This window comes from Streptomyces sp. NBC_00377 (assembly GCF_036075115.1).
GTDB lineage: Bacteria > Actinomycetota > Actinomycetes > Streptomycetales > Streptomycetaceae > Streptomyces.
On record NZ_CP107958.1, the window covers coordinates 397,978 to 416,865 of the forward strand.

At 69.9% G+C, this 18,888-nt stretch carries 20 protein-coding genes; 11 read left to right on the top strand and 9 right to left on the bottom strand.

All coding sequences use genetic code 11. The annotated features are described in order from the left end of the window. Positions 1–334 precede the first annotated feature (334 nt). Together OHS71_RS01985 and OHS71_RS01990 are read left to right on the top strand one after the other, a co-directional pair. Positions 335–940 carry a dihydrofolate reductase family protein gene (locus OHS71_RS01985; RefSeq protein WP_328476112.1) on the top strand — a complete coding sequence of 202 codons (606 nt, stop codon included), beginning with the start codon at positions 335–337 and terminating at the stop codon, positions 938–940. A 501-nt stretch (positions 941–1,441) separates the two neighbouring features. Continuing rightward, the gene (locus OHS71_RS01990; protein WP_328476114.1) at positions 1,442–2,182 is read left to right on the top strand and encodes an alpha/beta hydrolase; all 741 of its coding nucleotides are present in this window, start codon (positions 1,442–1,444) and stop codon (positions 2,180–2,182) included. Between the two features lie 257 nt (positions 2,183–2,439). Here OHS71_RS01990 and OHS71_RS01995 read toward each other — a convergent pair whose 3' ends face one another. Beyond that, positions 2,440–2,898 carry a MarR family winged helix-turn-helix transcriptional regulator gene (locus OHS71_RS01995; RefSeq protein WP_328476116.1) on the bottom strand — a complete coding sequence of 153 codons (459 nt, stop codon included), beginning with the start codon at positions 2,896–2,898 and terminating at the stop codon, positions 2,440–2,442. Positions 2,899–2,958: 60 nt separating this feature from the next. Between OHS71_RS01995 and OHS71_RS02000 the strand changes: the two genes are divergently transcribed. Beyond that, positions 2,959–3,327 (top strand): VOC family protein, encoded by a 369-nt coding sequence (locus OHS71_RS02000; protein ID WP_328476118.1) that lies wholly within the window; start codon positions 2,959–2,961, stop codon positions 3,325–3,327. A 245-nt stretch (positions 3,328–3,572) separates the two neighbouring features. On the opposite strand, the gene OHS71_RS02005 is transcribed toward OHS71_RS02000, so the two are convergent. Next, complete coding sequence (locus OHS71_RS02005) at positions 3,573–3,953, bottom strand: hypothetical protein (RefSeq protein ID WP_328476120.1); 381 nt, start codon at positions 3,951–3,953, stop codon at positions 3,573–3,575. 230 nt (positions 3,954–4,183) lie between these two features. Between OHS71_RS02005 and OHS71_RS02010 the strand changes: the two genes are divergently transcribed. Further along, a complete protein-coding gene (locus OHS71_RS02010; protein ID WP_328476122.1) occupies positions 4,184–4,561 on the top strand; it encodes a peptidase M23 in 378 nt (125 codons plus the stop codon). 130 nt (positions 4,562–4,691) lie between these two features. Here the strand turns inward: OHS71_RS02010 and OHS71_RS02015 are convergent, their stop codons facing one another. Then, complete coding sequence (locus OHS71_RS02015) at positions 4,692–5,141, bottom strand: hypothetical protein (RefSeq protein ID WP_328476124.1); 450 nt, start codon at positions 5,139–5,141, stop codon at positions 4,692–4,694. 260 nt (positions 5,142–5,401) lie between these two features. Here OHS71_RS02015 and OHS71_RS02020 point away from each other — a divergent pair, with 260 nt between their 5' ends. Beyond that, entirely contained in the window at positions 5,402–6,595 is a 1,194-nt protein-coding gene (locus OHS71_RS02020; protein ID WP_328476126.1) for a hypothetical protein, read from the top strand. Positions 6,596–6,658: 63 nt separating this feature from the next. On the opposite strand, the gene OHS71_RS02025 is transcribed toward OHS71_RS02020, so the two are convergent. Both OHS71_RS02025 and OHS71_RS02030 read right to left on the bottom strand, forming a co-directional pair. Further along, a complete protein-coding gene (locus tag OHS71_RS02025; RefSeq protein ID WP_328476128.1) occupies positions 6,659–8,203 on the bottom strand; it encodes a serine/threonine-protein kinase in 1,545 nt (514 codons plus the stop codon). Beyond that, positions 8,200–8,994: a serine/threonine protein kinase gene (locus OHS71_RS02030; protein ID WP_328476130.1), complete on the bottom strand. Its 795-nt coding sequence runs from the start codon at positions 8,992–8,994 to the stop codon at positions 8,200–8,202. Before OHS71_RS02030 ends, OHS71_RS02025 begins: the two co-directional genes overlap by 4 nt. Before the next feature lie 417 nt (positions 8,995–9,411). Between OHS71_RS02030 and OHS71_RS02035 the strand changes: the two genes are divergently transcribed. Then, complete coding sequence (locus tag OHS71_RS02035) at positions 9,412–9,897, top strand: hypothetical protein (RefSeq protein WP_328484370.1); 486 nt, start codon at positions 9,412–9,414, stop codon at positions 9,895–9,897. 63 nt (positions 9,898–9,960) lie between these two features. Then, on the top strand, positions 9,961–10,125 hold the full coding sequence (locus OHS71_RS02040; protein ID WP_328476132.1) for a hypothetical protein: 165 nt from the start codon (positions 9,961–9,963) through the stop codon (positions 10,123–10,125). A gap of 284 nt (positions 10,126–10,409) precedes the next feature. Here OHS71_RS02040 and OHS71_RS02045 read toward each other — a convergent pair whose 3' ends face one another. Then, complete coding sequence (locus OHS71_RS02045) at positions 10,410–10,796, bottom strand: hypothetical protein (RefSeq protein ID WP_328476134.1); 387 nt, start codon at positions 10,794–10,796, stop codon at positions 10,410–10,412. Between the two features lie 212 nt (positions 10,797–11,008). After that, positions 11,009–11,134, bottom strand: a complete 126-nt coding sequence (locus OHS71_RS02050) for a hypothetical protein (RefSeq protein WP_328476136.1) — start codon at positions 11,132–11,134, stop codon at positions 11,009–11,011. 159 nt (positions 11,135–11,293) lie between these two features. Between OHS71_RS02050 and OHS71_RS02055 the strand changes: the two genes are divergently transcribed. After that, entirely contained in the window at positions 11,294–12,529 is a 1,236-nt protein-coding gene (locus tag OHS71_RS02055; RefSeq protein ID WP_328476138.1) for a L,D-transpeptidase, read from the top strand. Between the two features lie 252 nt (positions 12,530–12,781). On the opposite strand, the gene OHS71_RS02060 is transcribed toward OHS71_RS02055, so the two are convergent. Together OHS71_RS02060 and OHS71_RS02070 are read right to left on the bottom strand one after the other, a co-directional pair. After that, positions 12,782–13,741: an alpha/beta hydrolase family protein gene (locus OHS71_RS02060; protein ID WP_328476140.1), complete on the bottom strand. Its 960-nt coding sequence runs from the start codon at positions 13,739–13,741 to the stop codon at positions 12,782–12,784. A gap of 429 nt (positions 13,742–14,170) precedes the next feature. Then, on the bottom strand, positions 14,171–14,821 hold the full coding sequence (locus OHS71_RS02070) for a hypothetical protein (RefSeq protein ID WP_328484813.1): 651 nt from the start codon (positions 14,819–14,821) through the stop codon (positions 14,171–14,173). Positions 14,822–15,204: 383 nt separating this feature from the next. On the opposite strand from OHS71_RS02070, the gene OHS71_RS02075 reads away from it, so the two are divergent. From OHS71_RS02075 to OHS71_RS02085, 3 genes are read left to right on the top strand one after another with little or no spacing between them, the layout of a single operon-like run. Then, entirely contained in the window at positions 15,205–15,729 is a 525-nt protein-coding gene (locus OHS71_RS02075) for a PadR family transcriptional regulator (protein ID WP_328476142.1), read from the top strand. Continuing rightward, positions 15,726–16,418, top strand: coding sequence for an ABC transporter ATP-binding protein (locus OHS71_RS02080; protein WP_328476144.1), 693 nt, complete (start codon positions 15,726–15,728; stop codon positions 16,416–16,418). The genes OHS71_RS02075 and OHS71_RS02080 overlap by 4 nt, the downstream gene beginning before the upstream one ends. After that, the gene (locus OHS71_RS02085; RefSeq protein ID WP_328476146.1) at positions 16,415–18,769 is read left to right on the top strand and encodes an ABC transporter permease; all 2,355 of its coding nucleotides are present in this window, start codon (positions 16,415–16,417) and stop codon (positions 18,767–18,769) included. The genes OHS71_RS02080 and OHS71_RS02085 overlap by 4 nt, the downstream gene beginning before the upstream one ends. Positions 18,770–18,888: the final 119 nt, after the last annotated feature.

Consider the following 18,888-nt stretch of genomic DNA (forward strand, 5'->3'; position numbering starts at 1 on the left):
GGTGTCATGCAGGGAGCGCACGCCCTGGTCGGCACAGACCGCGTTCCACACGCCTCCCGGCAATACAGCACGTCGCCGGGGCGGAGGACCAGGTCGGCGGCGGGCGGTGGGCTCCTAGCCGGGATCCTCGATGTCGCGGTACCGCGGGACGGGCGGGTGGTGCCGTAGATCCGCCACTGCTTCGCGCGCCGCCAAGCCGGACGATCACCGTGTCTATCCGTCCCAGTGGACCTGAAGCCCTCGATGCTGGGACACGACGTGTACACGCCGCGGTAGTTCCGCCGATGAGTTTCCGGCGGTCGCGTCGTCTACCCCTCGACGAAGGGAGCGCACCATGCGCGAGATCATTGTTTGCACGTTCCTGACACTGGACGGCGTCATGCAGGCGCCGGGCGGTCCGGACGAGGACGCCGAGAGCGGTTTCGAGCACGGCGGCTGGCAGAAGCCGGTGTCCGACGACGAGGTCGGCGCGGCCATCGGCGGTTGGTACGAGGCCTCCGACGCGATGCTGCTCGGCCGTAAGACGTACGAGATCTTCGCGTCGTACTGGCCGACCGCCGATCCCGGCAACCCGTTCACCGATCGGATGAACAGCATGGAGAAATACGTGGCGTCTCGGACCCTGACGTCCGTCGAGTGGCAGAACTCCGCGCTGTTGGAGGGCGACGTGGTCGATGCCGTGCGCAGGCTGAAGGCGTCCGACGGGGGCAACATCAACGTCGTCGGCAGTGGCGACCTCGCCCAGACCCTCATGCGGCACGGCCTCGTCGACGAGTACCGCCTGACCATCCATCCGGTGATCATCGGCACCGGCAAGCGGCTGTTCGCCGACGGAGCGATCCCCGCCGCGCTGGAGCCGGTCAGCGTCTCGACGACGAAGGGCGGCACCATCGTCGGCGTCTACCGGCCGAACGGCAAGCCCAGCTACGACAGCTACTAGATTCGGGATCGAAAGCGCCGGAGCCGGTCAGGGCCGCCGCTTCGTCGGGCTTGTCGTTGTTCACCATCGTGCGTTCCTTTCGTGACGCTCCGGCGGACCGGGTGCCGCCGGCTCTGCGGTGGAGCGGAAAAGTCCCGTAGCGCAGTGGCCCTACCACGGACCGCCGGAACGCCGGAACGCCGGAACGCCGGAACGGCGAAACGACAGACCCGGTGCATGCCGCCGTGGCCGAGCCGCCCACTTGCACGTCGCAGCGACACTCCGAGTAGCTCTGCGTAGCATCTCCATGATCTCCATGCCATCCGGCTACGCGGATTCGGCAAGAATCCCTTACGCCGACGAGGGCGACCACTGCTACATTCTTCGTGGCCGTGCGAAGGATCGAGGAGGTGGTACCCGTGAACGCAGTTTCGACGTGGGTGCTCCCCTCCGGGGTCACGGTCGGGCGATAGAGAGGTCGTCCGGGAGCGCCGTTGCAGTGCACTCCCGAAAGGCACGACCATGCATTTCACTTCCGAGCGGCGCCTCGACGACGGTGTCCTCGAACGCGAATTCACCCTCGACGAGATCCCGGGCCTGCTGTGGACACCCGCATCGGCGTCCGCGTCCGCACCGGCGCCGTTGATCCTGCTCGGCCATCCTCCCCTCGGGTTGCGCAAGATGTACCCGCGGTTGGTGGCCCGGGCCCGGCACGCCGGGGCGGATGGCTTCGCCGCGGCCGCCATCGAGCTCCCCGGAAGCGGTGACCGGCCCCGTTGGCCCGCCGTCGAGCAGGCCCGTGCCGACCTGCGTCGGGCGATGGAGGCCGGTGAGCAGGCCGGCGACGAGATTGTCGACGCTCTCGTCCTCCCGTTGGTCGAAAAGGCCGTCCCGGAGTGGCAGGCCGCTCTGGATGCTCTCCTTTCGCTGCCCGGGATCGGCGGCCCGGTCGGGTACTCGGGGGGAGTGATCTCCATCGGCATCCGGCTGGCGGTGGTCGAGCCACGCATCTCGGCCGCCGTTCTGTTCGCCGGGAGTTTCGTGCCTCGCGTCATGTTCGAGGAAGCCCGGCAGGTCACCGTTCCCCTGCACGTCCTGTTGCAGTGGGACGACGAAGGCAACGACCGGCAGGCGGCTCTGGACCTGTTCGACGCCTTCGGCTCCGCGGAGAAGTCCCTGCACGCCCATCTCGGCGGGCACAGCGGCGTCCCGGAGTTCGCGGGGGACGCGGCGGCCCAGTTCTTCACCCGGCACCTGACGTGAGGCCAGGCCGTCGGACGGGCAGCAGACAGTAGCTGATGCCGGCCGGCGTCCGCTCGCCGAGGACGGGCAGGGGCCCTCCGCAGCGTTCCGCATCTCGGGCCCCTGCTGAACTCTCGGCAGGGGCCCGTGCGGCCCGAAGTCATGAACTGTTGGACATCTGCGGAGCTTCGAGGGCTGTCCGCGCTCGTGTGAGGGTGCCGTCGGTTCTCGGGCCGCACTCCTGGCCAGGCGCGGCGAGACGTGTGCCGAGTAGCTGACTATGCACCGTCGCTGTCGTCGCGCAGGGAATGGATCATGCTCCGCAGGATCCGGAACGCGGCTGACTGCTCCGTCTCGGTCATGCCGGCCAGCATTCTGACCTCGACGGACCGGACCGCTACGGTCGCCTTCTCCAGGCTCCGTCGGCCGCGGGGCGTGAGCCGGGCGGGAAGAGCCTTCCCGACCGGCGCCTCCGCGGGCCTGGTCACGTGGCCCTCTCGTTCCAGGGCCTGGAGCAGCACGTTCATCGACTGCCGTGTCACGAACGCGCCCCGCGCGAGCTCGGAGTTCGACAGGCCCGGCCGCTGAGCGAGCAGTTCGAGGCAGGAGTAGTGCGTCACGGTCATCCCGAGCGGCCGCAGCACCTCCTCCATGGCTGCGCGCAGGGCACTCGAGGCCTCTTTCAGCAGGTAGCCCAGTGATTTGTCCAGGTCGACGCCGACACCCTTTTGACTCATGTCAGTATTCTGACATACCTTGACCTGTGTCAGAAAGCTGACACGACCAGGAGGAGCATCATGCCCGCCACCGGCCCCGACTTCATCTCGCTCCAAGCGCGCGACCTCGACGCTTCCCAGGCGTTCTACGAGCAGTACCTCGGCCTCGTCCGCTCGCAGGCCGGGCCTCCGCACGCTGTCGTCTTCGAGACGAAGCCGATCGCGTTCGCACTCCGGGACGTCGTTCCCGGCACCGATCTCGCATCCGTTGCCCAGCCCGGCATCGGTGTCGCGATCTGGCTCCACGCCACGGGCGTCCAGGCCATTCACGACGCTCTCGTGGCCGACGGCCACACCATCGTCTCCGCACCGATCGACGGCCCCTTCGGCCGGACGTTCACCTTCGCCGACCCCGACGGCTACCAGGTGACTCTCCACGACCGCGCCTGACAGGCCGAACGCCACCGCCGGTCACCGTTCCCCAGACGCGGTTGGCGAACCGGTCGCCGCTCGAGGTCGGCGTCTGCTGCCTAGTGCCGCGACAGGCAACGTTCGCCCCGTCGCGACGCCCGGCACGCACTCTCGCCGTACCGGCCGAAAGCCCAGGTACGTCCAGTACGAGGACTTCCGGCCGGCACGCCGAGAGCACGCACCGGACGCCGCTCCTTGACGGGCAAACGTTGCCCGCCGCGGCACTAGATGACGCAGCCGTTCCCGCCGGGTACGCCGTCGATCCAGTTGGTGCTGTTCTCGATGTAGTAGCTGGACATGATCCCGTACTTGTCCCAGCCGCGCGGCGAGACCATCACCCAGTACGGGTTGCCGCCCACGGTCTGGCCCGGAATCTGGCAGTACACCAACACCTCGTCCCAGGAGTTGATCTGCCCGATGACGGGACAGTTCGAAGCGCTCGGCGACTCGAAGCAGCCGCCCTCGTTGATATCGCGGACGTTGACCCCGTTCGCCCACACGCCGTACCAGCCGCGGCCGTGTCCCTCGGCCGCGGCGCTCTGGGAGAAGGTGACCACGAGGGCGAGTGCCCCAGCAGCGGCGAGTGCCGCGGTCGTCTTGCGCATGACGTTCCCTTCGATGCCTTGGGGGAGATTCGCGAATGATTGCCGTACTCCTCGCCCCGCACCATAGGCAGACCCGAGAGGCCGTGGTCCTGACGTATGTCAGGACCGTACGGTTCCGGGTCTCCCTACAGTTCTGAGCGTCGGCAAGCCGCCCCACTCGGGCACTGCGGACCAGGAGCAGGACTGCTTCCGGCCACACCATCCACACCTTCGTCCTTCGGGGGACACACATGAAGCGACTGATCAGCCGTACCGCCATGGGCCTCGCGGTGACCGCTCTCGCCGTCGGCGGCCTCGCCACCACGGCCCAGGCGGCCCCGGCCGCCGTGGCCAACAGCGGCGACCCGACCCTCACAGACGTCTACATCTGGGCCACCGACGTCAACCTGCGCCAGCAGCCGACCACCGACTCGCCGCGGCTCGCGGTCCGTTCGCAGTGGTGGGGAGACGCCCTGTGCCAGACGCAGGGCCAGACCGTGCGCGACCCGGCCGTCGGCACCAACAACTGGTGGACCGCCGTCATGGAGTTCTCGGGCAGCGACATCGCCTGGGTGAACAACCTGTACATCCAGGGCGGCGAGAAGATCGCCGGAGTACGGGACTGCTGACGCACCGGTTCCTGCACATGCCTGCGCCGGCGGACCACCGCGAAACCGGTGGCCCGCCGGCGCAGGCATGTGCACGCCGAACGGGGGCGGACCGGCGTACCGGCCGCCCCCCTTCGGCGTCTGATGCGGCTCAGTACCAGCCGGTGCTCACCAGATCGTGGCCGTCGCAGGCGAGCAGGGCGCGCGAGACGCGGCCGTTGAGGTTGTTGCCCATCATCGTGTAGGCGTAGTTGATGCCGGAGTCGACGGTCTCGGAAACCCAGCCGTCGATCCGGCCCGCGCCGTTGTCGGAACGCTGTAGTACGGCCGCGCAGCCCGCCCGGGAGTTCTCGATCCGGGCGAACGAGCCGCACTTGTCGGAGTAGAAGTACTTCAGGGCCATGCCCTCGGCGGACTGGGTCGCCCCGATCTGCCGGAACGTGCCCGTGCAGAAATTGGTGGTGGGGTACTGCCCCTCATTGCCGTAGGCCCCGTAGTTCCCGCCCGAGAACGGCTGGGCCTGGGCGGAGGCCGGAAGGAGCGCCATGACCGCGGCGGCGCCCCCCGCGGCCAGCAGTGTCCTGAGTGAACGGCGGCTCATGAGCCCTCTTTCGTGTGTCGGCGGTTGATCCGGTCGTGCGCGACGGCCGGCCGCCGGGCCCGCCGTCACTCGCTGGGCGTGACCGTACGGGGCGTCACCGCACCGCCGACACCTGACACTTATCAGGGTCGAATCCGCAGGTCGCCTCGCTCTGCCGGAGCCCTGACATTCGTCAGGACCGCCGCCCCGCCCCGACTCCTATCGTGGCGCCGCGGGCCAAGAGCCCGAAGGACAACCCGGGCGAATCAGGAAGGGCAACCATGCGCATGCTCCTGCGCGGCGCCGCCATGCTCGCGGCCGTCGTCACGGTCGCGTCACTCACGAGCGGGGCGACGGCACAATCCCGGACAGGCAGGGCGGCCGAGACCGCCGGGGCCGTCCAGACCTCCGCAGCCGCCCAGATCCCACCCGGCGTCACCGCCGGCGTGGCCGTCTTCGACCGCCGGACCGGCACATTCACCGAACAGGTCAACGAGAGCGCGCAGTTCCGGTCCGCCTCGGTCGTCAAGCTCCTGCTGACCCTGGACTTCCTCTGGGACCGCGGGCCCGACTACACCATCCCCCCGGCCGACCGCGCCCGGCTGGAGCCGATGCTGCGCGGCAGCGACGACGACGCGGCGAACCACTACTGGTCGACGTACGGCGGCTCGGAGATCATCAACCGGATGACCGCCCGGCCCGCGCTCGGTCTGCGCGACACGGCGCCGCCGCCCGCCGAGTACGCGGACTTCTGGGGCTACACCGCCCTTTCTGCCCGGGACACGGTCTCGATCTACCGGTACATCCTGGAGAAGGCGCCCGCCCCCGTCCGTGACTTCATCATGGACAACCTGCGCCGCTCCACTCGCTGCTCCTCCACCGACCACTTCGACCAGCACTTCGGCATCGCCGGTGCGTTCGACCGTCCGTGGGCGGTGAAGCAGGGCTGGGCCGGGAACTACGCGAAGGGCACGTGCGGCTCCCAGACCGCGTCCTCGGGAACGCCGGCGCAGTCGGCCGCCCCGGCTCCCCGCGCCGCCACGGCCGTGGACCTCAGCCGCCCCGCACTGCACACCACCGGCACGGTCGGCGCGGACGACCGGGCGATCGTGGCCGTGCTGACGCTGCACCCGGTCGGCACCTCGTACGGCAAGGCGTACACCGATGTGGGCCGGCTGACCCGCTCGCTGAACGTGCCGGGGGCGAAGCGGCCCGCCGGTACCTGGTTCGGCACCTGGGGCGAGTTCGTCAACGTCCGCATGGGCCCGGCCACGGGCAGTGCCCGGGTGACGCAGCTCCCGGCCGGCGTCGAGGTCCTGGTGGGCTGCCAGACCCGGGGCGAGGTGGTCGATGTGCCGCCCTACACCAACGAGTGGTGGGCCTATCTGCCCCAGTACGGGGGCTACATCTCCAACATCTACATCAGCTCGCCGGACAACCGGCTGCCGAACGTCCCGGAGTGCGGACAGCCGTGACGGGAACGGGGGACGAGTGGTGGGCGGGGCTGAGGCCCCGCCCACCACTCGCGTTCGTGCGGCTCAACGCTGGTACTCGGCGAGGTAGCGCATCACCTTGTCCACGTGCGGCCGGACCCGCTCCGGTACGCCGCGCTCCTCGATGACCGTGCGGTCACTGGTGCGGTAGCCGGCCGCGACGAGCGCCGGCAGGTCCTTCTTCGGCAGCCCGGCCTGCTTGAAGCGCTGGTCGAGCCAGCACACGTACAGGCTCATGGTGGAGATCGCGTCCGGCGGCGACATCTGGTCCTTGTCGCCGTCACCGTCCCCGTCCACCGCCCAGGCCCGGAACACCGACGGCGTCCACATGGCGATGCCGTACTCCTCGCTCTGCGGGCGGGATGCCTTCGCGTCGAAGTTGCTCTCCGCTTTGATCAGCGCGGCCAGCAGAGCGGGGGTGATCTCCTCGTCGGTGCAGCGGTGGGCCGCGCGGGCGATGACGGGGCGCAGGGCCTCGGGTACGTCGGAGTTCTCGGGGATGTCACCGGCCGGCGGGCTGGCCGTACCGGTGGCGGAGGGGGAGTCGTGGTCTTCGTCCTGGGCGCCTCCGCCTCCCCCGAGCAGGGCCGCCCCTGCGACCGCGGCGGCGGTCAGGACGACGAGTCCGGCCCCGATCGCGGGCATCAGGCGTCTTCGGCGCCGGTGCGGGCCGCCGGTGACGGCCTCGACCCGGGCGGCGACACCGGCGGCCGTGTACGGGAGCCGGGCGGCATGGTCCGGGGCCAGGCAGTCGGCGATCAGCCGGCGCATGTCCTCGTCGAGACCGGCATCGAGCCGCAGGGGTGCGGTGCCGCGGGCGTAGGCCTGGGCCGCGAGCGAGCGGGCCCGGGCCGTCGAGCCCGGGAAGGGGTGGAGCCCGCCGGTGAGCACCTGGTGGGCGAGGACGCCGAAGGCCCAGATGTCGGCGGTGGGGCGGACGACGGTGCCCTGTGTGCCGGTTCGCTGGGACCACCACTCGGGGGGCAGGTGGTCGAGGGTGCCGAGCGGCGGCAAGTGGGCGTGGGTGCCGTCGAGTTCGGTGGCCAGGCCGAAGTCCGCAAGCCACACCTGGCCGCCCGGGCCCAGCAGGACGTTGGCGGGTTTGAGGTCGCCGTGCACCCACCCGGCGCCGTGCATGTGGGCGAGTCCGGCGGCGACTCCGCGCAGGACACGGTCGGCGTCCGCGATCGGCCCGCCCGTCCCGGCGGCGTCCAGTGCGTCCTTCAGGCTGGCCTCGGCCCGGTCCATGACCAGTGCGATCGCGCCGTCCAGGGAGGGCAGTTCCGGGACCTCGACGGTGCACACGGCGTGGGTGCGGACGAGGTGGGGGTGGTCGGCCTCTGCGCTGAAGCGGGCCTCGCGGGCCACGAGTTCACCGAGCGCGGCACGTTGCCCGGGCCCGAGGGCACCGGTGGGGAGCACCTTCACGGCGACGGGCGTGCCGTCCGCGACGGTACGGCCCTCGTACACGGTCCCCCAGCCCCCGGAGCCGATGACCGCTCCTACCTCCCAGTCCTCGATGCGGACGCCCTCCGGGAGAGCGGGCGGGCGGGGCACTTCGAACTCGTCCCGTTCTTCGGGCGTCGTCATACGCCGGCCTCCTGCGCGTCGGTGAGGCGGCCGGCGCCGCGGGGCGGCAGCAGGCTGAGGTGGTCCTCGCGCACCAGGCCGAAGCGCAGGGCGACGGAGGCGAGCCGGGTGCGTTTGGCACCGGTGCGGCCGCCGTCGGTGGCCGTGGCCTCCTCGCCGAGGTCCAGGCGCAGCTTGGTCAGGGCGAGATAGTCGATGTGGTAGTTCACCGCGGAGCGCGTCAGGTCCCGGCAGGACTTCAGAGGCCGCAGCCGCTCCACGATCTGCCCGACGCCCGGCAGCGCCGAGTCGGAGGGGTCGCGCAGCCTGGGTTCGCACAGGGCCACCAGGACGAGGAAGTACTTCGACGTCGGGTCCAGGGCGAACGGCAGGACGGTCTGTTCGCCGCCGCCCGGCACGGACCGCTCGCTGAGATAGGCGTGCTGGGGTGCGAACACCTTGAACGTGGCGGTGCCGGACAGGGCGGGCAGCACCACGCGGGAGAACTCGAAGGGCACGGGCGCCCCGAGCCGTCCCGGCGCGACGGTGAGGTACTCGCCGGCTCCCTCCAGGTTCTCCACCACGTACGACACGCTGCGGCTGAAGTTGGACAGCCGCCAGTAGTCCCCCGCGGCTTCCAGTTGCCCGGCCCGGCGGGAGATCCCCGGGTCGGTGAGGACGATGCGGACCCCCGTCCCGCCGCGTCCGAAGTCCGCGATTTCCCCCGGCCCCAGGTGGATCAGTTCGGGACTGCCCGTCTCGTCCACACCCCACTGGGCGGTACCGGGTAACTGCACGATGATCGTTTCCACGCGGACTCCCCCGCTGATGTCGCCCCCGATTTGGTCGCAAGGATTCTACGGTCGGTTGCCGCGTGTCGCGGGGTCGGCGGGGCTGCCTCAAGGCGGCGGTTTCCGGGCGCTGTGCGACGAACCCGAACTCCCGGCCCGGCCGGTCCGGCGCGTCGCGCACGCCCTTCGACACCTGTGCCCGCACGGCTGGTTCCGCCTCGGCCTCCTGCCGCCCGCGCAAGCGCAGCTTCGAGTCCGACGTCGCATCTGCCTGTCCGCGGCGAACACATCCGTCCACCGGGAAGATCACCAGAGGACGCTCAGGGGCCTGGGAGGTCGAGTGGATTCTCCGTGGCCGGGGCTTGTGACCATGCAACGGGGAGTGCTCCAGGCCGCATTGATCGCTGTCGCGCCTGCTGACCGGCCTGCCTGGCCTGTCTGCGGCGCGTGGACGTCTCCCGTCTGCTCGCCGTCCAGGACACCGACCAACACCCTGCCCACACCACCCCGTTGTTGCCCAGCGACCCCGCGGCGGCGATCACCGCGGGCCGCTTCCACCGTGTCCCCGTACTCATCGGCAACACCCACGACGAGGGCAACGGCTGGGCCGCCGGCATCGTCCAGGCCGGCTATCCGGTCACTCCCGACACCTGGCCCGACGTCGTGGCCTCTTTCTTTCCCCTCCTGGGGCAGGCGAAGGCGATCGTCCATGAGTACCCCGTGCACCGCGCCGACGGCGGCCCGGTGTTCGGCGCGGTCATCGGCGACGCAGACTTCGCCTGCCCGACGGCGCGCACCGGTCGCCTGCTCGCCGCCCATGTACCCGTCTGGCGCTACGAGTTCGCCGACGAACACGCCCCGCCCCTCACGTCGGGAACGCCACCGTTCCCACTCGGCGCGCCGCACGCGAGCGAACTGCCCTAGCTGTTCGACCTGGGCAGCCGCCCCCGCGACCTGACCGCGGCACAACACCGGCTGGCCGACACCATGATCGACTACTGGGCCCGTTTCGCCCGCAGCACCGACCCGAACGCCCCGTCGTCGCCGCACTGGTCCCGCCGGACGGTGCTGTCCCTGGCACCGGACCACAGCGTCCCCACCCGCACGGTGCAGACCCGCCACCACTGCACTTTCTGGAACACCCTCGGGTGATCGTGGAGGCGTCGCCATGGGGTCCCCGCGAACCGGATCCCCCCGAACCCGGGAACCCTCCCGCCTCCCCCGGCGGTGCCTGCCCGAGACGGCCGCAGACGGCGACGTCGGCCCGGTCGGTCAGGGAGCGCTCCGGGAACGCCTGCTCGCCGACGATGTCGAGCGGGTGCTCGCCGTGGGTCCCTCACCCGGTTCATCCGACCGGTGCGCGCGGCCGGACCGGCCGTGGTCCCTCGATGCCGCGCATCGGGGGGCCACAGTCGGTCGGCCATCGGGTATGTCCGTCAGTTCCGGGTCCAACCGCCAGGGCCGACCCAGACGGTCTGCCTGTTGCGCGTCGGGACGACGTCGTAGCGCGCTACGGCCTGGTAGTAGCCGCCGTTGGACCGCTTGCAGAACAGGTTGCCGATGATGGTGTTCCGCTGGCCGAGCGCGACCTTGCCGTAGACCAGGTCATCGCCCATGTCCCAGTTGGTGCTCCACTGGTCCGTGTAGGCCTGGATTCCCTTGACCGTGGCATTCGGGCAGTTGCCGAGCCATTTCGGGAAGGAGATGTACACCCAGCCGTAGCTTGCGGCCTGTGCGGTGCCCTGGGTTGCGGCCACTCCGCTGAAGGCCAGGCCGAGCACTGACAGCGCCACGGAGAGCTTCTTGATTCTCGTCTTGAACACGTTCCCGCCCCACTTCTCGTTGTCGCTCTGCCAGGACCGTGGACCGAACGGATCACGACCCCGGGAGGTTGATCATGTGAGCCTGCGGGGCCGACGGGGGAAGCATGCGTAATTCCAACGCACATCGTGACAGTGCTTTCTATTTCTTATCGCATCAACAGGTTTCTCTCGTTCTCGCGTTCGCACGGGATTCGAAAAGGCCGTAGCGCACCTCACCCGGCGAGGTCTCCGGCGCCCAGGGCTTTCAGGGCGCGCACCGGCGGGCGGTCGCGCAGCACGACTCGTCGGTGGGCGTCGGCCTGCGGCCGCGCGGTGACCTCGCCGCCCCGTCCCACCACTCCCCCACGGCACCTCGGTGACGCGCTTGACGATGCGTGTCCCTCGCCACAATTTGTCCACTTATGAGCAGAAGCATGCCTATGGTGACAAAGCTGTCGCACCACTTCGGCGATCAGCGCAGGGATGCAAAGCCAGTGCCATGGGAGAAGCGTTTCATCATGCTGAGTAAACGACGCACCCGACTGGTGGCCACGGCCGGCGTACTCGGCGGCGTCCTCGCAGTCACGGCCCTCGGCGGCACGAGCAACGCTGCCGCCAGCGGCAACGAGGCTGGGGATCCATCGACATCGCAGGCGCGGACACCTCGGACGGGCGCCCAGGAAGCCTCCGACGCCCGGATAGGGATAACGCCCGGGCAAGGCACCCACAGCGTCGGGATCACCGACCCGGTCAGTGTCACCGTCAGCAACGGAAAGCTCACGCGAGTGACCATGACCGCTGTCGCGACCGGCACCGAGATCCCGGGCGTTCTGTCCGCGGACCGCACCTCCTGGAAGCCGAACGGCCCGCTGAAGCGCGCCACCAAGTACCAGATCGCCGCCGAGGCCGAGGACGCCAAGGGCCGCTCCGCCTCCGACAGTGCCACGATCACCACGGTCTCCCCCGCCAACGACTTCCTCGGGCACGTCTCCCCCGAGGCCGGTTCTACCGTCGGCGTGGGCATGCCCGTGAGGGTCGACTTCGACCGGGCGGTCGACGACAGGACCGCGGTGCAGTCGGAGATCCAGGTCAGCTCCAGCAGCGGCCAGCGGGTCGTCGGCCACTGGTTCAACGGTCACCGTCTGGACTTCCGCCCCGAGAACTACTGGAAGCCCGGCTCCACCGTCACCGTCACGCTCGACCACCAGGGCATCCAGAAGACGGTCACGTTCACGATCGGCCGGAGCCAGATCAGCACCGTCGACGCAAAGACGAAGAAGATGACCGTCGTCCGGGACGGCAGGACGATCCGGACCATCCCTATCTCGTCAGGCAGCCCCGAGCACCCGACGTACAACGGTCGGATGGTGATCTCCGAGAAGTTCCGGCGGACCCATATGAACGGTGCGAGCGTCGGCCTGCTGGAGAAGAACGGCAAGCCCTCGTACGACATCAAGGCCGTACCGCACGCCATGCGCCTGACCGACTCGGGGACGTTCATCCACGGCAACTACTGGGGCACCGACGCGGTCTTCGGCAAGGTCAACACCAGCCACGGCTGCATAGGCCTGAAGGATGTCAGGGGCGGCGGCGACGGCAGGCAGCCCGCCGCGTGGTTCTTCGACCACTCGATGATCGGCGACGTCGTGATCGTCAAGAACTCCGAGGACAAGACCCTGTTGGCCCCGGACAACGGCCTCAGCGACTGGAACATGCCGTGGAGCGAGTGGGTCGCGGGCAGCCCGGCCACCTGACACCGGACCTGCTCTGCCCAGCCGGACCGGCATCCCGGCCGTCTGCGGTGCCAGGACGCTCGAACAGTTCCCGGCCCGGGGCCCGAAGCCGGCTGTTCCGTCCGGCGGCGGATGCACCCGTCCGCTCCACCGATCGACCGGTCGGGCAGCGGGTGCGCGGGGACGCAAGGGCGGATCGGGGTCGCTGACGTGGCGCCCCGTGGGCCCGACGGGCGCGGACCGTCCGACGGTGATGTGGCCGCATGAGAGGGCTCACTTGGATTCGACTCGTCCTGTCGGATCGGGGCCGGTCCTCAGTGCCTCGATAGCGGCCTGCCACGTCAGGGCCCGGGAGTGAAGCCGGGTGTGGAGGTAGGCCGCGCTGAGGCGGGCGAGGGTGGCGACCCGTCCGGGACTCTCGTCGGTGGTCTCGGCGGCGTCATATCCGGCGATCCCGCCGAGTCCGTGCTCCGCTCCGAACAGGGTGAGGAGAGCCTTGGGTCCGGGGGCGAGGGTGTAGGGGTCGGCGTGCCAGTCCGGTCCCATGGCCGTGAAGTGCCGGGAGTCGTCCTTGTCGCCGACGACGACCAGCGCGGGTGTGGTCATCGTGGAGAAGTCGATGGTCCGCAGGACCGGCAGCGCGTCAGCCACCGGTCCGTCGAGGACGTCACCCCTGCCGGGCGCGGCGAGCAGCACGCCCGCCTTGATGCGGGGTTCGAGCAGGCTCACCTCTCCCACGTCGGGGTCGGTGACCCGGGCACCGAGCAGGAGGCTGGAGGTGAAACCGCCGAAGGAGTGCCCGGCAACGGCGACCTTGGTGTGGTCGATCCGCCCGGCGAGCGACGGCACGGCCTTCTCGATCATGTCGAGTCGGTCGAGGATGTGCGACATGTCCTCGGATCGCGAGCGCCAGAAGAAGGGCGCCCCGGGGGCATCGGCAACCTGGTGGCTCAGCGTCCTGGAGCTGAGGTGGGTCGGCTGGATGACCACGAATCCGTGAGCGGCCCAGGAGCCGGCGAGCGGCGCGTAGCCGTTGAGTGAGGAGAGGTTGTTCGAGGCGCCTTGACCGTGGGAGAGGAGGATGACGGCGAGGCCGGTTCCGGTCGCGGGCGCGGAGACGCGTACCTGTAGGTCCACCGGACGCCCCGGCACGGAGAGCACGACAGGGCTGAAGGACAGGACCGGGGCGGGTGCGCCCCAGGCGTCGACACTGGTGACAGCGGTTGTGCTCACGAGGTGGATTCCCTTTCTGTGGCATTCCTGCCCGCCGGTCTCCTGCGACCGGGCAACGGCAAGGTGGTCGGAGCCGTCCCGCTTCGAACCAGCCGAAACGGAACGTCGTCCCGTTTAGTATCCGGAACAACGCTCCGTTTTGTCAATCGGTCGCGGAGGAGAACGCGACGCCACCGGCAGTGCGGCAGGGCAACCGCCATCCCGGGCGGCAGGGCACCCGCTCTCCCGAGGCAAGCGTGTCCACGCCCAGCGCATCCGGCAGACGGTGATGCTCACTGCCGCCGCCGAAGCGTTCGTCACCTCGGGGGCCGGGGCGCCGATCCGCCCCATCGCGGCCAAGCGGGCGCCGGGGACGGCAAAGACCCGTCGCTCCTGCTCATCGGGCGGATCTCTTCAGCGCCGCCTACGCCACCAGCATCGCCCAGATGCTCACGCAGGCGAGGGCCTGTCGGCGTGCACGTACACATCACCCTCGGCCATGTCGTCGACCTCTTCGGCCCGCACGACGGAGAAGCCCGCCAGCCGCAGGATCCCGATCAATGCCGTCTGCATGAGGAGAACGACTGCGGCATAGCGCTTCCATTCCTGCGCCGCCGGGTTCTGCTGTTCGGCCGCTGCCCGCAAACCAGCCTCTCCCATTTCCGGGGCGCTCCAGCGGACGTAGAGGCCTCCGGCGTATTCACCCTGGCTGTCGACGCCCACCTGGACGCCGGGCCGGCTCGGCACGCCCGGACGCTCGACCTGAGCGGGAAGACCGGCCCGGTGGAGTTCTCGGCAGACCCGGCCCGCCAGATCGTACCCAGCGGCGATGATTTCCTCCGAAGCGAACGGGTAGCCCTGCGCCTCAGCCCTGGCCCGACTTTCAGGGTCCACATACGTCACTGCACATCTCCTGATTGTGAGGTCATCCCCGAACGGAACGGGCCAACAGCCGGTGACCCGCCGCCCGCAGGCCACTTCGACCGGGTGGTAGGCGTGTTCGTCCACGAACCTCCACCAGGCGGCGTGGGCGACCGGAGCATCGAGCACGGGCAACAGGATCGCCCACTGGTAGCACACGACGTCGACGGGATACTGCATGCCTGTCTGCCTCCGCTCCCCCGGCGCGGCCCTGCCCACCGGGCCGATCATCTACGGGGACGCCGCTCGCGGCGGATCGAGCGTACGGGCAGGGGGCGCCGTTGCCCCCTGCCGGTCGGCGATGGTCAGAGAGCCTCTTGCGCCCCATGCCCTCGTCGACGGATCCTCCGTTGCGCCCGCGACCGGCCGTGGGCCCACGTGGTGACGTGCGCCCTCGACCGACACGCCGCCTCGCGACCGCTGACGCGGCACCACGTCCGCTCGTTTCCGAACCGTGACCATCAGCGTGCCCAGCCCCCTCACCTGCACGGCCGCACGCCCCGCCACGACCTGCACACTCGATGTATACACACTGCGTATACACGGTGTGTAGAGTACGGGTCATGTCCATCGGTCACACCCTATTGGGGCTTCTGGAAACCGGCCCGCGCCACGGCTACGACCTCAAGCGGGCCTTCGACGAGCAGTTCGGTCACGACCGGCCGCTGCACTACGGCCAGGTCTACTCGACGATGTCCCGGCTGCTGAAGAACGGGCTCGTCGAGGTCGACGGCATCGAGGCGGGCGGCGGTCCCGAGCGCAAGCGCTACGCGATCACCGACGCCGGCATCACCGACGTAGAGCGGTGGCTGGCGACCCCGCAGAAGCCGGAGGAATACCTCCAGTCGACCCTGTACACCAAGGTCGTCCTCGCCCTGCTCACCCGGCGCGACGCCACCGAGATCCTCGACACCCAGCGCTCCGAGCATCTGCGCAGCATGCGGATCCTCACCGATCGCAAGCGCAAGGGCGACCTGGCGGATCAACTGATCTGCGACCACGCCCTGTTCCACCTGGAAGCCGACCTGCGCTGGCTCGAGCTGACCGCCGCCCGACTCGACAAACTCCGTAAGGCTGTGACCCGATGACGACTTCTCCCCCCGGTTCCCTGCTCACCGCGCACGACCTGCGCAAGGCGTACGGCCCGACCAACGCACTGGACGGCGCCGCGTTCTCCATACACCCCGGCGAGGTCGTCGCCATCATGGGCCCCTCCGGGTCCGGCAAGTCCACGCTGCTGCACTGCCTCGCGGGTATCGTGCCGCCCGACTCCGGGTCGATCACCTACAACGGGCGTGAACTGACGAAGATGAGCGATGCCCAGCGCAGCGCGCTGCGCCGCTCGGAGTTCGGGTTCGTGTTCCAGTTCGGTCAGCTGGTGCCCGAGTTGACCTGTGTGGAGAACGTCGCCCTGCCGCTGCGGCTGAACGGCTCGTCCCGCAAGGACGCCGAGCGGACCGCGCTCGGCTGGATGGAGCGCCTGGAGGTCGACGACCTCGCGGCCAAGCGTCCCGGTGAGGTCTCCGGTGGCCAGGGCCAGCGTGTCGCCGTGGCCCGCGCGCTGGTCACCGGAGCGCGCCTGCTGTTCGCCGACGAACCCACCGGCGCGCTCGACTCCTCCAACGGCGAACGCGTGATGGAACTGCTGACCGAAGCCGCCCGCTCGACCAACGCAGCCGTCGTCCTCGTCACCCACGAGACACGCGTGGCCGCCTACTCCGACCGCGAGGTCGTCGTCCGCGACGGCAAGTCCCGGGACATGGAGCGCGCCGTATGAGTCCTCGCCAATGGGCCGCAGACCTGGCCATGGGAGCCCGTTTCGCCGTCACCGGCGGGCGCGAGGGCTGGGTCCGGATGACGCTCACCGCCGTCGGCGTCGGCCTCGGCGTGGCACTGCTCCTGCTGTGCACCGCCCTGCCCAACGTGTTCGCCGCCCGCGCCAAGGTGGAGGATGCCCGCTACGACGCCCTGTTCCTGTACTCCGACAAGGCCCCGCCGAAGGCCGACAACACCTTCCTGCTCGCCAACACCGACACCACCTGGCACGACGACGACGTCCGCGGCCGGCTCGTCGAGCCCGAGGGCAAGCGGGCACCGCTGCCCCCAGGGGTGGACAGCTTCCCGGGCAACGGCGAGATGGTGGTCTCCCCCGCGCTCAGGGACCTGCTCGCCTCGGACGGCGCCAAGCTGCTGCGGGAGCGACTGCCCTACAAGATCACCGGCACGATCGGCGAGAGCGGCCTCATCGGCTCCCACGAACTGGCCTACTACGCGGGCGCCTCGGGGCTGAAACCCACGGACTCCTCCCCCGTGCACCGGCTGACCGGATACGGCCGGCCGGACGCGACACCCGAGAAGACCGACCCGGTGCTGCTGCTCATGATCCTGGTCGTGTTCGTCGTGCTGCTGACCCCGGTCGCCGTGTTCATCGCCGCCGCCGTCCGCTTCGGCGGCGAGCGCCGCGACCGCCGACTGGCCGCGCTGCGCCTGGTCGGCTCGGACAGCCACATGACCCGGCGGATCGCGGCGGGCGAAGCACTCGCCGGAGCCCTGCTCGGCCTGGTCGTCGGCAGCGGCTTCTTCCTCCTCGGCCGTCAGACGCTGGGGTCCACCGAGGTGCTGGGCATGAGCGTCTGGCCCAGTTACCTCGATCCCTCCCCCGCGCTCGCCGCGCTCGTCGCGGTGTCGATCCCGGTCGCCGCCGTACTCGTCACGCTGCTCGCGATGCGCGGCGTCGTGGTCGAACCGCTCGGCGTCGTGCGCGCCGCCACGCAGCGCCGCCGCCGACTGTGGTGGCGGCTGCTGCCCCCGCTGGCCGGCCTCGCGATGCTCTACCCGTTGATCGGCAAAGGCCGCGAGAACGGCGACTTCAACCAGTACCTCGTCATCGGCGGCGTGCTGCTGCTGCTGATCGGCATCACCGCGCTGCTCCCATGGGTCGTGGAGGCGGTCGTCGTCCGCCTCGGCCGGGGCGCACTGTCCTGGCAGCTCGCGGTACGGCGGCTCCAGCTGAGCAGCGGAACCGCCGCACGCATGGTCAACGGCATCGCCGTCGCCGTCGCCGGAGCCATCGCCCTGCAGATGCTGTTCACGGGAACGCAGAGCCAGTACACCAAGGCCACCGGCAAGGACCCGGGCCGGGTCCAGATGCAGGTCGACTTCAGCGACCGCAAGCCGCTGTCCGGTGTCGAGCGCGAACTCAACGGCACCAAGGGGGTACGAGCCGCAGTGGCCCTGGCCATCTCGCAGTACGGCGACGCGCGCCGCGACCCGAAGAACAGCAACGGCCTGACCGTGGGCAACTGCACCGCCCTGCGCGAACTCGCCACGCTGCCCTCCTGCAAGGACGGCGACACCTTCGTCATGCGAACGCGGAGCGGCTACTCGGATCCCGACAACGCCGACGAGATCGCCGTGATGAAGCCCGGCCGGCAGCTCTACATCGACCCGTCGTACGAGGACGCCACCGAACGCGGCATCGAGGTGCCCTGGACCGTTCCGGCGAACGTACGGGTCGTGGACGCGCGCAAGGACGCACTGCAGGAATCCAACAGTCTGCTGGTCACCCCCGGCGCCCTGCCGGCCGAGGCCGCACCGGCGTTGTTCTCGGACGGGGTCTACCTGCGTCTGGACCCGTCGGTGCCGGACTCACGGGAGTACGTCCGCAACGTCGTCGCCCGGATCGACCCCCTGGCACACACCTACGGCTGGTCGGCGACCCAGGAGGACACAAAGTACGCCTCCATCCGCACCGGCCTGTTCGTCGGCTCCGCCTTCGTGCTGGCACTCATCGGCGCGAGTCTGCTGGTCTCCCAGCTGGAGCAGCTGCGCGAGCGCAGGAAGCTGCTGTCCGCGCTGGTCGCCTTCGGCACCCGGCGCCGCACGCTGAGCCTGTCCGTGCTGTGGCAGACGGCCCTCCCGGTCGGACTCGGCCTCGTACTGGCCACGACGGTGGGCATCACCCTCGGCTCGGTGCTGCTGAAGATGACCCGCACACCGGTGGCCATGGACTGGGCCAGCGTCCTGACCATGACCGGTGTGGGCGCGGCCGTGGTCGGCGTGGTCACGCTGCTGAGCGTGCCGCCGCTGCTGCGGATGATGCGCCCGGAGGGCCTGCGCACGGAATAACCTCTCACGCATCCCCGCGAGATGGGCTTCTCCTGACGGGAGGAGCCCATCGCGCACGCAGTCGAGCCCGGTCGCGCCTCGGCACCGACGGCGTCAGGGCATCCTCGGCGCACAACGGG